At 64.4% G+C, this 12857-nt stretch carries 9 protein-coding genes; 2 read left to right on the forward strand and 7 right to left on the reverse strand.

Annotation, left to right across the window (positions count from 1 at the left end; genetic code table 11):
- Positions 1-84: 84 nt before the first annotated feature.
- The 7 genes from IVA91_RS06120 to IVA91_RS06155 all read right to left on the reverse strand — a co-directional run bounded on the left by IVA91_RS06120 (position 85) and on the right by IVA91_RS06155 (position 10507).
- Positions 85-2394, reverse strand: coding sequence for a xanthine dehydrogenase family protein molybdopterin-binding subunit (locus tag IVA91_RS06120; RefSeq protein ID WP_247458460.1), 2310 nt, complete (start codon positions 2392-2394; stop codon positions 85-87).
- 236 nt (positions 2395-2630) lie between these two features.
- On the reverse strand, positions 2631-3107 hold the full coding sequence (locus IVA91_RS06125) for a GNAT family N-acetyltransferase (RefSeq protein ID WP_247458461.1): 477 nt from the start codon (positions 3105-3107) through the stop codon (positions 2631-2633).
- 832 nt (positions 3108-3939) lie between these two features.
- Positions 3940-5469 (reverse strand): murein biosynthesis integral membrane protein MurJ, encoded by a 1530-nt coding sequence (gene murJ / locus IVA91_RS06135; RefSeq protein WP_247458462.1) that lies wholly within the window; start codon positions 5467-5469, stop codon positions 3940-3942.
- Positions 5470-5705: 236 nt separating this feature from the next.
- Complete coding sequence (locus IVA91_RS06140) at positions 5706-6857, reverse strand: DegT/DnrJ/EryC1/StrS family aminotransferase (protein ID WP_247458463.1); 1152 nt, start codon at positions 6855-6857, stop codon at positions 5706-5708.
- A gap of 51 nt (positions 6858-6908) precedes the next feature.
- Positions 6909-7913 (reverse strand): Gfo/Idh/MocA family oxidoreductase, encoded by a 1005-nt coding sequence (locus IVA91_RS06145; RefSeq protein ID WP_247458464.1) that lies wholly within the window; start codon positions 7911-7913, stop codon positions 6909-6911.
- Positions 7914-8097: 184 nt separating this feature from the next.
- Positions 8098-9510 carry a mannose-1-phosphate guanylyltransferase/mannose-6-phosphate isomerase gene (locus IVA91_RS06150; RefSeq protein WP_247458465.1) on the reverse strand — a complete coding sequence of 471 codons (1413 nt, stop codon included), beginning with the start codon at positions 9508-9510 and terminating at the stop codon, positions 8098-8100.
- A 7-nt stretch (positions 9511-9517) separates the two neighbouring features.
- Positions 9518-10507: an NAD-dependent epimerase gene (locus tag IVA91_RS06155; RefSeq protein ID WP_247449153.1), complete on the reverse strand. Its 990-nt coding sequence runs from the start codon at positions 10505-10507 to the stop codon at positions 9518-9520.
- 239 nt (positions 10508-10746) lie between these two features.
- Here IVA91_RS06155 and IVA91_RS06160 point away from each other — a divergent pair, with 239 nt between their 5' ends.
- Both IVA91_RS06160 and IVA91_RS06165 read left to right on the forward strand, forming a co-directional pair.
- Positions 10747-11706: a lysylphosphatidylglycerol synthase transmembrane domain-containing protein gene (locus tag IVA91_RS06160; RefSeq protein WP_247449154.1), complete on the forward strand. Its 960-nt coding sequence runs from the start codon at positions 10747-10749 to the stop codon at positions 11704-11706.
- Complete coding sequence (locus IVA91_RS06165; protein ID WP_247449155.1) at positions 11703-12722, forward strand: glycosyltransferase family 4 protein; 1020 nt, start codon at positions 11703-11705, stop codon at positions 12720-12722. The genes IVA91_RS06160 and IVA91_RS06165 overlap by 4 nt, the downstream gene beginning before the upstream one ends.
- Positions 12723-12857 lie beyond the last annotated feature (135 nt).

Genomic DNA, 12857 nt, shown 5'->3' on the forward strand with positions numbered 1-12857 from the left:
CAAAGTCCCTTTTTCCATGATGCAGGATCGTGCCGACCCTCCTGAGGCCAACACCGGTCGGCAGGGTTCATTCCATCGCGTGAATCACAGGCTGTGGCGCCGGTGGTGCTCGTTGATCGCGATCCACACCCGCTCGGGCGTTGCCGGCATGTCGATATGGTCGATCTTGTATTCGCGCCAGAGCGCATCGACGATGGCGTTGACGACGGCGGGACAAGAGCCGATCGCGCCGGCCTCGCCGGCCCCCTTGACCCCCAGCGGGTTGGTCTTGCAGGGGACGTTGTTGGTCTCGAACACGAAGGCCGGCCCGTCCGCCGCGCGCGGCACCGCGTAGTCCATGAAGGTCGCGGTGATGAGCTGGCCGTCGCCCGCGCCATAGACCACCTGCTCCATCAAGGCCTGGCCGATGCCCTGCATGGCGCCGCCATGCACCTGCCCTGCCAAGAGCAGCGGATTGAGCGTCTTGCCGAAATCATCGACGATCGCATAGTTGACGATTTTGATGATGCCGGTGGCCGGATCGATCTCGACCTCCGCCAGATGCGTGCCGTTGGGATAGGTGCCGTCGGTGCTGGCGAAGGTCGCGCTGCCGTTCAGCTTCGACGGATCGGCGCCGGGCCGCTTGGCGAGGTCGGCGAAGGAGATCGAGCGGTCGGTGCCGGCGATCCGGATCACGCCGTCGGTAATCTCGAGATCGCCCGCGCTCGCTTCCAGCGCCTGCGCTGCGAACTCCTTCAGCTTCTTGCCCAGCTCGCCCGCAGCACGCTCCACGCAGACGCCACCGGTGGGTATCGAGGCTGAACCGCCGGTGCCGAGACCTGTCGCGATCTCGTCGGTGTCGCCCTGGCGGATGTGCACACGCTCCGGCGGCAGGCCGAACTGTTCGGCGACAATCTGCGCATAGGCCGTCTGATGGCCCTGCCCGCTCGATTGCGTGCCGATCAGGACGGTGACGTCGCCATTGGGATCGAGACGGACATTGGCGGTCTCTTCGCCCATCACGCCACAGATCTCGACATAGCTGGCAAGGCCGATGCCGCGGATCAGCCCCTGCTTCTTGGCCGCTTTGGCGCGCTTTCCGAACTCCTTCCATTCCGCGATCTCCATCGCGCGCTTGAGATGCGCGGCGAAGTCGCCGGAATCGTAGATCTTGCCGGTCGCGGTCTTGTAGGGCAGCGCTTTCGGCGGGATGAAATTCTTGCGGCGGATGGCGTCCGGCGTCATGTCAAGCTTTCGCGCGCAGGCGTCGACGAGGCGTTCGATGACATAGGCCGCCTCCGGCCGCCCGGCGCCGCGATAGGCATCGACCGGCACGCTGTGGGTGAAGATGGTGCGCACCCGGCAGTGGAAGGCCTGGATGTCGTAGAGGCCAGGCAGCATGCCGGCCCCGCCATGCGGGATGTAGGGCCCGAAGGTCGACAGATACGCGCCCATGTCGCCCATCAGGTCGCAATCCATCGCGAGGAACTTGCCGTCCTCGGCCAGCGCCATCTTCGCGGTGGTGACGTTGTCGCGGCCCTGCGCGTCGCCCATGAAATGCTCGGTGCGGTCGGCCGCCCACTTCACCGCCTTCTTCAGCTGTCGCGCGGCGACTGCCATCAGGGCGTATTCCCGATAGGGAAACAGTTTTGTGCCGAAGCCGCCGCCGACGTCGGGGCAGATCACCCGCATCTTGTCGGTGGGGATATTCAGCACGTTCTGGCAGAGGATGTCGCGCAGGCGATGGCTGCCCTGGCTGCCGACGGTGAGCGTCAGATGGTCGCGCTTGGCGTCGTATTCGCACACGGCCGCGCGCGTCTCCATGAAGCTCGCGACCACGCGCGGATTGACGATGGAGATTTCGGCGACTGCATGCGCCTTGGCGAAGGCGGCTTCGGTCGCTTTCTTGTCGCCGATCGAGACGTCGAACAGCACGTTGCCGGGCTTGTCCGGCCAAACCTGCGGGGCTCCGGGCTTCACGGCGTTCACGACACCGGTCACCGCCGGCAGCGGGCTCCATTTGACCTCGATCGCCTCGATCGCGTCGCGGGCCTGGTCGATGGTCTCGGCGACGACGAAGGCGACGGCATCGCCGACATGGCGCACCTCATCCTTGGCCAGGATCGGGTAAGGCGGGCCGGTGAAGGGATCCGTCTCGAGGTTGAACAGGCAGGGCAGATTGCCGAGATCCGCAACGTCATCTGCGGTCAGGATGAGCGCGACGCCCGGCAAGCCGCGGGCGCGGCTCACGTCGATCGTGTATTTGGCATGCGCATGCGGCGAGCGCAGCATCAAGCAGCGGAGCGCGGCCTGCGGCGCGTAATCGTCGGTGTAGCGGCCCTTGCCGCGGATGAGTGCGTCATCCTCTTTGCGCAGCACGCTTTGGCCAACGCCGAACTTGATGGGAGCCGCCATTTTATCTTCCCGTTCTCATGGTTGTTTTGCCGGCATATTGCCGTGGAAAAACTGGCAAGGCAAACGGGTTTAGCCACGCACATTGGCGCAGGACGGAAAAAGGCACCGCCTGCCCGTCATGGCGGGACTGCGCCAAAGGCCGGAGCTCGCACGTTTCCCCTGGAGGTCGATATTCTGCTGACCTCCTCAACGCGCCCGACCCCATCCACCCCGATAGGCCGCGCCAAAAACCGACGTTAATGACTGAATCTCTTTATCATAAGGTAATAGTCATACATGGCGTCTCCTATGCGAACGACACGGGGATCTGTGCCGTAGATCTCGAACCCGTTGCGCTTGTAGGTCTTGATTGCAGCGATTTCGGTCGACACCACGGCAAGATGCACCTGTTCGACACGGGCCTCGGCATGGGCAAGAAGCTCTTTGATGAGCCGATCCCCGACACCGCTACCTCGACTATTTTGCTTCACGTAGACCGTGAAGATGTGGCCTCTGTGCTGTGATCTTTTGTCCGCTGAGACATAAAAGCCCGCGATTCCGATCAAGCTCCCGCATCCAAAAGCACCGAGGACAGTACCGCTGAGCCAATTGCGATAAGCCGCCACCATGGCGTCACCGCCTTCGCCCTCTTCGGGCGATCCAAACGTTTGCGGGTGCTTCTGAAGTGCCTCCGCGCGAATTTCGCGAAAGAGATTCAGATCATCGACCGTCAATCGTCGGATTTCGACCTTCAGCTGAGCGCTCGCAGCGCCATCTTTCTTTCATGAATGCGAAGGACGGTATCGACAGGGATTTGTGGCCTGTCACATCGCACCACGGCCCCACAGAGTTCTCGTGCTGTCTCTCAACCTCTCGATGGCGCGTTCGGGCGCGATGCAGTCGATCTCGCTACGCGTCAGGCCGATATCCATCAGCTCCCTGTCGCTCAGGTCGTGCAAGGTCCACCCGCGAGGGCGGCCGCCACGCCTGAAGTGAACGCCAATATCGCCTGAGCAGGCGAAGGACGATGGCGAGGTCGAAGGGGAGCCGTGCGGCATCGCCCTCCGTCTCGGACGTGATGTTCGTCGCTTGTGGTGGCATCGCATGCTCCTGCTGTTGTACCGGCAGGGAGCGTGGCCAAACAAAAGGCCCCGTCCGATACCGGCGGGGCCTGGTGGAGAAGATGTCGTCGTCGAAATCCTAGCGCACGACTCCTTCCACGGCCCAGCCGAAGCGGGTCATGTGGTTGCGGTTGATGGTGCGCGAGCATTTGATCATGGAGTGCCAATACCACGGCAATCGCGCAAAATCAAGAGATGTGCGAAGGCTGGTTGCACTCTCAAGGCGAGCCCTTCGCTCAAGCGAATTCGTCTTCGACGCGCTCGCAACCTTGTTGCAGCCATCCTTGCTTGATGCCACTCATGTTCTTGTATCGATGGCTCCGTTGGTGACTAGCGTATCAGACCCAAAAGGGAATGTCGCCGTTTGGCCCGCGAAATGCGCTCACGTTTAACGCAGGTCCTCATCCGCGGGTAGAGCGGACAGGACAAACTTATCGGAAGACGCCTAGCTTCGCACCAGCGCGACCAACCAACTGCGACCGAACAGGATGAGGATCGCGACCGCGTAGACGATTGTGCCCCCGACGGCCAACAAGACCAGCGTCAATTCGTCCCGGAACGCCTGCGTGGAGGGAAAAGTCGTCGCGCTGAAGCGCGCGATCAGCCAGAAGGCAGCGGCCAGGATGAGGCCGGTTAGCAGGAATTTGGCGACCGACAATAGCCAGGCGCGGTCCAGCACGAGAAAGCCTCGCCGCACGGCGAAGAACAGCACCAGCAGCAAATTGGTCCAGACACCGACGGCTGTCGCGAGCGCGAGACCAATCTGGGCGAGCGATCCCATCAGGACAACCTTCAGGGCGACATTGACCGCGATGCCGGTCAGCGACGCCCGGACCGGCGTTGCCGTATCCTTGCGCGCATAGAAAGTCGCGACCGCGCTGCGGATCAGCACGAAGGGGATCAGGCCGATCGCGTAGGCGGCGAGCGTTGCACCTGCCGCGGCCGCATCGGCCTTCGAGAACGCCCCGCGGGCGAACAGCGCGCGCATGATCGCGTCAGGAACGGTGATGAAGGCCGCGACGAACGGCACTGAGAACAGCAGCGTGAAGTCGAAGGCCCGGCGTTGCGCCTTCATCGCTCCGTCATGGTCGCTGGCGGTGATCCGCCGCGACATCTCTGGCAACAGCACCGTACCGATGGCGATGCCGATCACGCCGATCGGCAGTTGGTTGAGGCGGTCGGCGTAATAGAGCGCCGACAGCGCGCCTGCAGGCAGGAACGTCGCGATGATGGTGTCGGCGAACAGCGCGACTTGCGTGCCCATCGAGCCCAGAGTCGCCGGGCCTAGCGCTTTGAAGAAGCCACGGACGTCTTCATCGAGCCTGAGCGATGCGAAGCGCGGCAGGCCGCCGTGGCGGGCCAGATCACCGGCGAGCAGGACATATTGCAGGAAGCCGGAGATCAGCACGCCCCACGCCGCCGCGTGTCCTGCGGTCGGAAACCAGACGGCGACCGCCAACGTCATCATCATCGAGATATTGAGAAAGATCGACGCCGCCGCGGCGCTGGCAAAGCGCTGCATCACGTTGAGCATGCCGCCATAGAGCGTCACCAGCGTGAGCAGCAGGAGATAGGGAAACGTGATCCGGGTCAGCTCGATCGCGAGCTTGCGCTGCTCGGCATCCTCGGAAAAGCCCGGCGCAAGTATGCTCATGGCTTGCGGCATGAACAGCCAGGCGAGGATCAGCAGCACGATTTGCGAAGCCAGCAGCAGCGTGAAGATGCGATCGGCAAACAGTCGGGCCGCCCCCTCCCCGCGCTCGCCGTGAACGTGGGCATAGGCCGGCACCCAGGCCGCATTGAAGGCGCCCTCGGCGAAGATCGCGCGGAAATGATTGGGCAGCCGCAGCGCCACGAAGAAGGCGTCGGCCATGGGGCCGGCGCCGAGAATCGCCGCGAGCATGATGTCGCGGGCAAATCCCGTCACCCGCGAGAGCAGCGTGTAACCGCCAACCGTGAAGATGCGTCCGAGCATGCGGACCGTTCTAGAGGCTTATCGGGCGGAGGTCGATTGCATCTTGCGATGCGCATTACTGCGCCCTCTCCCCTTGTGGGAGAGGGCTGCTCCGCAGGTAGACACAAGCTCATGGGGGTGAGGGGTTTCTCTCCCAGCTTTCGTTGCGGAGAGGGACCCCTCACCCGTCTCGCCGCTTACGCGGCGAGCCACCCTCTCCCACACGGGGAGAGGGAACGAAGAGCCAAACCCAGAACTCAGCCCGCCAGCGCACCGCGCACGGCGGCGATGACCCGCTCTTGGTCCGCTTCCGTCAAATAAGCGTGCATCGGCAGGCTGATGACGTCCTGCGACAGGCTCTCGCAGCCGGGCAGGCCGCCTTCTGCGACCGGATAGTGCCTGTAGGCGGTCTGCTGATGCATCGACTTGCCGTAATAGATCGCGGTCGGCACGCCCTGGGCTTTCAGCGCGGCGGCAAAACCGTCGCGGTCCGTGCCTTCAGGCAAGCGGACGGTGTACTGCGCCCACACCGATGTGTTGCCGGAGCTAAGACGCGGCACGGTGACGACATTGGACAGGCCACGCGCGTAACGTTCCGCAACCCTGTTGCGGGCGGCGATCTCGTCGTCGAAAATCTTCAGCTTCTCGATCAGGATCGCGGCTTGCATGGTGTCGAGCCGGCCGGTCAGACCGAGGCGGACGTTGTCGTATTTGTCGACGCCCTGCCCGTGCACGCGGATGCTGCGCAGCGTCGCGGCAAGCTCGTCGTCATCGGTGAAGATCGCGCCGCCGTCGCCGAAGCAGCCGAGCGGTTTGGCCGGAAAGAAGCTGGTCGCGGTGGCGAGCGCGAGCGTGCCGAGCTTGCGGCCTTTGTAGCTCGCGCCGAACGCTTGCGCGGCGTCGTCGAGCACGAACAGCCCTTCGGCCCTGGCGATTTCGGCGATGGAATCGTGATCGGCAGGCTGGCCGAACAGGTCGACCGGAATGACCGCGACCGGCTTCAGCCCCGCCTTGCGGGCAGTCACGATGCCGCGCTTCAGCGATTCCGGGCTCATGTTGAAGGTCGCCTCGTCCACGTCGACATAGACCGGCGTCGCGCCGGTCCGCGCCACCGGCGACGCCGTCGCGATGAAGGTGAAGGACGGACACAGCACGACATCGCCGGGCCCGACATTCTTCGCCATCATCACCATCAGGATCGCGTCGGTCCCGCTGGCGCAGCCGATCACGTGCTTGGCGCCGCAATAAGCCGCAAGCTGCTTCTCGAGCTCGAAGACCTCAGGGCCGTTGACGAACTGGCAATGGTCGAGAACCCGCTTCACGGCGGCATCGAGTGAGGCGCCGAGCCGGCGGCGCTGCGCGCCGACATCGATGAAGGGAATGGGATCGGAACACAGATGCTGGTTCATGGCGCCTTGCTGGTTTTCTCGCGAAGTTGAGACGTCGACATGGATAAAGAATTAGCCGGCGACGCGGCGCGGGGCCTTGCGGGCAGGCGCCGTGGCCGCGGGCCGCGATGGCGTCTCCAGGCACCGCGTCGCGATCTCGAGGCTGGCGACGCCTTCGTCGCCGGTCACCGCCGGCGTCTCGCCGTTAGCCACTGCCTTCAAGAACGCGATCAACTCGGCGCGGAGCGGCTCGTCATGGCCGACCGGCAGATGCCGCATCGAATAGCTGCCGTCAGGCTTGAAGCCGAAGCATTCGGTGACCTGGCGCGTCAACAGATCACCCATCACGTATTTGCCGCGCGTCGCAACCGTGACGCTGCGCGCCTTGAACGGCGTCAGCCAGTTGGTGTTGATGTGGGCGAGCACGCCGCTCTCGGTGCGGAACTGCAACAGCGCAATGTCCTCGCGCTCGGCGACCGCGCTCGACAGCTGCGGCTGCACCTCAACGATGTCGGACTCGGTGAACCAGCGGATCAGATCGATGTCGTGCACGGCAAGGTCGATGACGACGCCGACATTGGACATGCGCGGCGGGAACGGGCCGACGCGGGTAATCGCGATCGACAGGATGTCCTCGCCCGCGATCGCCTGCTTGACCGCGGCAACCGCGGGATTGAAGCGCTCGACATGACCGATCATCAGCGTGACGCCGGCCTTTTGCGCGGCGGCGACGATCTCACGCCCCTCTTCGACCGTTGATGCGATCGGCTTCTCGACAAGCACGTGGATGTTCTTGGCGATGCAGGCGAGCGCGATCTCGTGATGCAGATGGGTCGGCGCCGCGATGGTGACGGCATCGGCGCCTTCGGCGAGGAGCTGGTCGAGCGTCTCGAAACCCGGGCAGTTCGCAAGCTCCGTGGTGCGCGTCCGGTGCACCGGCGAAGGATCGACGATGCCGACCAGGCTGACGCCGGGAAGGCCGCTAAGCACGCGCGCGTGGTTGCTGCCCATCACGCCTGCGCCAATGACGCCGACACGCAGGCCGGCCTTTGCCGGTGCAGACCCTTTGGAACTCATTTGATAGAACCCCGATTCAACCCAAATCCCCGGCGCCGCTTCTAGCACGGGCGCCACATTTGTGGCGAACGCCGCGCTAGCCAGCCGGACACGATTTGATTCAAAAAATTACACGTTCCCCGGGTCTTGAGCCGGAGCAGATGCCTCTCTTTCGACCCGGGCCGCGTGATTCGGAGCTTGCTGGTTACGACCTTTGATAGTCGTCTTCAATCCGGATGATGTCGTCTTCCCCGAGATAGCTTCCCGTCTGGACCTCGATCAGCTCTAGCATGATTTTACCGGGGTTCTCCATCCGGTGAACGGCGCCCATCGGAATGTAGATCGACTCGTTCTCGTGCACCGCTTTCACGGTGTCGTTGACCGTCACCTGTGCCGTGCCGCGCACCACAATCCAGTGCTCGGCACGATGGTGATGCTTCTGCAGCGACAGGCGGCCGCCTGGCTTCACCACGATGCGCTTGACCTGGTGGCGCGCGCCGTTGTCGACCGACTGGTAGCTGCCCCAGGGCCGGTGCACCTTGAGATGCTCCTCGGTGACCTTCGGCGCGACCGCCTTCAGCTTGGCCACCAGACGCTTCAAGCCGTTGGCGTCCTTCTGGCGCGAGACCAGCACCGCGTCCGCAGTCGCGACCACCACGAGATCGTCGACGCCTTCGAGCGCGACCAGCGCGGAATCCGTCGTGACGTTGCAGTTGCGGGAATCTTCGAACACCGCGGTGCCGTGCGCGGCGTTGCCTTGCGCGTCCTTCTCCGACAACTCCCACACCGCGAGCCAGGAGCCGACATCGGACCAGCCGCAGGACACCGGCACGACTGCTGCACGCGAGGTCTTTTCCATCACCGCATAGTCGATAGAGATCGCCTTCGCCGCGCCGAATGCCTCGGGCTCCAGCGTCACGAAGCCGAGATCGCGGCCGGCATTGGTGACGGCGCTCGTAACCGCCTCGATGCTCGCCGCATCGACCCTGCGATATTCGTCGAGCAGCACGCCGGCCGGGAACATGAAGTTGCCGCTGTTCCAGAGATAGCCGGAATTGACGTAGTCCGATGCCTTCACCGCATCCGGCTTCTCGACGAAGCGCGCGACCGCATGCACCTCGCCCGATATCACCTCGCCCGGGTTGATATAGCCGTATTCGGTCGCCGGCCGCTCCGGCTTGACGCCGAACGTGACGATGCGCCCGGCATTCGCAGCCGCAAGGCCTTCGCGGCAGGCGGCGACGAAAGCAGCATTGTCCCGCACCACGTGGTCGGCGGCGAGCGCGAGCACGATCGCCTCGTTAGCGCGGTTCTGCGCGAACACCGCACCCGCAGCGATCGCAGGTCCGGAATCGCGCCGCATCGGCTCGAGGATCACGTCAGCCTCGATCCCGATCTCGGTGAGTTGGTCCAGCACCATGAAGCGATAGGCGGCATTGGTGATGACGATCGGCCGGTCGAACAGCGAGGGATCCGAGACGCGCAGCAGCGTGTCCTGGAAGGTCGAGCGGGCGCCGAACAGCGGCAGGAATTGCTTGGGCCGCACCTCGCGCGAAGCTGGCCACAGCCGCGTGCCGGCACCGCCGCACATGATCAGGGGGATTATGCGTTTGTCCATCGTCATCTCAAACCTTGAAATAGTCCCGATACCAGGTGACAAAGTTACGGACCCCATGCTCGATCGGCGTCGACGGCGCAAAGCCGGTATCGCGCATCAGATCCTCGACATCCGCGAACGTTTCCAGCACATCTCCCGGCTGCATCGGCAGCAATTCTTTGATCGCCGTCCGGCCCAGTTCCCGCTCCAGAAGACCGACCACGTGCATCAGTTCCTCCGGATGGTGATTGCCGACATTGTAGAGCTTTGACGGCGCATTTGCGGCAGCCGGATCGTCCGCAGGCACAAGATCGATCAGCCTGGATACTACACGCGTCACGTCATCAATATAGGTGAAGTCGCGGCGCATCCTGCCATGGTTAAAGAGCCGGATCGGCCTGCCCGCCATAATGGCATGTACAAAGAGAAACATGGCCATGTCAGGCCGTCCCCACGGCCCGTAGATGGTAAAGAAGCGCAGGCCCGTGACCGGCAGCCGGTAGAGATGGCTGTAGGACTGCGCCATCACTTCGTTCGCCTTCTTAGTCGCGGCGTAGAAGCTCACCGGATGGTCAGTGCGGTCCTGCACGGCGAATGGCATTTTTGTGTTGGCGCCATAAACGGAGGATGACGATGCGTAGACGAGGTGACGACAGCCATTGTTGCGGCAGCCCTCGAGCACGTTGAGAAAGCCCTGGAGATTGGAATCGGCGTAGGCATGCGGCTGCTCAATCGAGTAGCGCACGCCGGCCTGGGCCGCGAGATGCACGACCTTGGCAAATTGATGTCGCGCAAACAGCGCCGCGATCATGTCACGGTCGGCGAGGTCGACCTCGACGAAGGAGAAACCGGGCTCCTTCTTGAGCAGTTCAAGGCGCGCTCGCTTCAGCGCGGGATCGTAATAGCTGTTGAGATTGTCGAGCCCGACGACGGATCGGCCTTCGGCCAAAAGCTGGCGGGCAACGTGAAAGCCGATGAAGCCGGCAGCGCCCGTGACCAAAATCGCCTGATCCGTCATCCTGTTCCCCCAGAGATCCCTTGCCCGCAGAGCCTGTTTAGCCGCCGCATCGTGGAGGTCGCAATAGGCCTGCCGCTCCTCATGAGGCCCCTTCATGACGCCGCTGCACAACGGCTTACCGACGGCTGACGACACACGGCTATTGCAAGATTGGCGCCAAAACCATACCAAGGCGGCCGAATTCGGCGCCTCGCGTCGGGTTGCCTCCAATCTTCGCAAACCCTGTTCAAGCGGGCGAGATGCGCCGAATCCTGCTTTCTGCGGCCAAGATCCTGATTTCCGCGGCGCTGCTCTATCTGGCGCTGCGCAAGGTGGACCTGTCCGAACTGTTCTCGCGCTTCACGGTGACCAGCCTGGTCTGGATCGGCGTGGCGATCGCGGTCACGTTCCTGCAAATCTTCGTCGGCGCGCTGCGCTGGCGCGAGATCAGCGCCGAATGCGGCGCGCCGCTCGAGCTCGGCCGGGCCATGCGCTACAACGTGATCGGGGCCTTCTTCAACCAGACCCTGCCATCGGCGATCGGCGGCGATGCGGTCCGGCTGTGGCTGGTCGCGCGTGCCGGCCCTGGCTGGCGCGCGGCGACCTACTCGATCTTCGTCGACCGCGCGATCGGCTTGATCGCGCTCGCGGTTCTCATCGTCGCGAGCCTGCCCTGGAGCTACACCCTCATCACCGACCCGCACGGACGCTCGGCGCTGCTGCTCCTCGACTTCGCGGCGCTGGCGGGCGGGATCGGCTTCCTGATCTTCGGCGCCTTGAAATGGCGCTGGCTGAAGACCTGGTGGGCCACGCATCACATCCACGCCTGTGCCGTGGTCGCCAATCGCGTGATCTTCAGCCGCAGCCGCGGACCGATCGTCGCAATCCTGTCGATCCTCGTCCACGTGCTCGCCGTCGTCATCGCCTGGTGCGTGGTGCAGTCGATCGCGGCACCGATCAGCTTCGGCCAGATCTTCCTGCTCGTCCCGCCGGTGATGCTGATCACCATGATGCCGATCTCGATCGCAGGCTGGGGCGTGCGTGAAGCCACGATGGGCCTCGCGTTCGGTTTCGCCGGACTCGCCGCAAACGAGGGCGTCAACGTCTCGCTGCTGTTCGGCGCTGTGTTCTTCATCGTCGGGGCGATCGGCGGCCTTGTCTGGATCCTCAGCGCGGAGAAGGCCGCCCAAGGGTCGGCGCCGATCGGGGTGCCCAAGTGAGCCCGGCCGCCAACGCCCTCGCCGCCGTGCCCTCGCTGCTTGCCGTCGCAATCGCCGCGCTGATGTCGGCGCTCATCACCTGGACCAGCCGTCCCCTGCTCCAGCGCTATGCGCTGGCGCGGCCGAACGCGCGGTCCTCGCATCGCATCCCAACCCCGCAGGGTGCGGGCATCGCGGTGATCGCCGCGACGCTCATCATCGCCTTGCTCTTTGCGAGTGTCGCAAACGTCGCGATCCCGCCGGCGCTGGTCGGCGCGACGATCCTGATCGCGCTGGTCGGATTCGCCGACGACATCGTGTCGCTGCCGGTGTTGTTGCGGCTCGTGCTGCAGGCGGCAGCCGTCGGCGCCGTGGTATTCACTGCGCCCGAGACTGCGCGCATCGTTCCGGCGCTGCCGCTTGCGCTGGAGCGCGGTCTGATCCTGCTCGCCGGAACTTGGTTCGTGAACCTCGTCAACTTCATGGACGGGCTCGACCTGATGACGGCAGCGGAAGTGGTGCCGGTGACCGCAGCGCTGCTGCTGCTCGGATGGCTCGGCGAGCTGCCGTGGCCGGCCGCGCTGATCGCGACGGCGCTGTGCGGCGCCATGCTCGGCTTCGCGCCGTTCAACCGCCCGGTCGCAAGAGTCTTCCTGGGCGATGTCGGCAGCCTGCCGATCGGCCTTCTGCTCGGCTGGTGCCTGCTGGAGCTCGCCTTTCGCGGGCAGCCGGCCGCGGCGCTGCTGCTGCCGGCCTACTATCTCGCCGATTCCACCATCACGCTGTTTCGACGGATCGCGCGGCGCGAACCGTTCTGGTCGGCGCACCGAACGCATTTCTACCAGCGCGCCACCGACAACGGCTTCACGGTGCCGCGGGTGATCGGCGAGGTCTTCCTGCTCAACCTCGTGCTCGCCGGGCTCGCCATCCTCACCATCCGCGCCGCCGCGCCGGCGATCACCACATTCGCGCTGGTTGCCGGCGCGCTCGCCGTCGGATTCCTGCTGCGCCGCTTCTCCCGGCCTCAGGGCTCCTGATCCGACACCGCCAGGCGCAAGCCCTTCTCGAGGGTGACCTGCGGCTGCCAGCCGGTCGCGATCGCCTTCGAGATATCGAGCTCGAGCGAGCCGATCAGGCCGTCTTGCATATCCTGACGGCCCATCACGCGGAGG

Source organism: Bradyrhizobium sp. 153 (genome assembly GCF_023073835.1).
GTDB lineage: Bacteria > Pseudomonadota > Alphaproteobacteria > Rhizobiales > Xanthobacteraceae > Bradyrhizobium.

Excerpts from the sequence above, each read along its gene's own strand:
- IVA91_RS06120 (WP_247458460.1), bottom strand. The coding sequence starts at position 2,394 with ATGGCGGCTCCCATCAAGTTCGGCGTTGGCCAAAGCGTGCTGCGCAAA.
- murJ (WP_247458462.1), bottom strand. The coding sequence starts at position 5,469 with ATGCTCGGACGCATCTTCACGGTTGGCGGTTACACGCTGCTCTCGCGG.
- IVA91_RS06140 (WP_247458463.1), bottom strand. The coding sequence starts at position 6,857 with ATGAACCAGCATCTGTGTTCCGATCCCATTCCCTTCATCGATGTCGGC.
- IVA91_RS06145 (WP_247458464.1), bottom strand. The coding sequence starts at position 7,913 with ATGAGTTCCAAAGGGTCTGCACCGGCAAAGGCCGGCCTGCGTGTCGGC.
- IVA91_RS06150 (WP_247458465.1), bottom strand. The coding sequence starts at position 9,510 with ATGGACAAACGCATAATCCCCCTGATCATGTGCGGCGGTGCCGGCACG.
- IVA91_RS06155 (WP_247449153.1), bottom strand. The coding sequence starts at position 10,507 with ATGACGGATCAGGCGATTTTGGTCACGGGCGCTGCCGGCTTCATCGGC.
- IVA91_RS06160 (WP_247449154.1), top strand. The coding sequence starts at position 10,747 with ATGCGCCGAATCCTGCTTTCTGCGGCCAAGATCCTGATTTCCGCGGCG.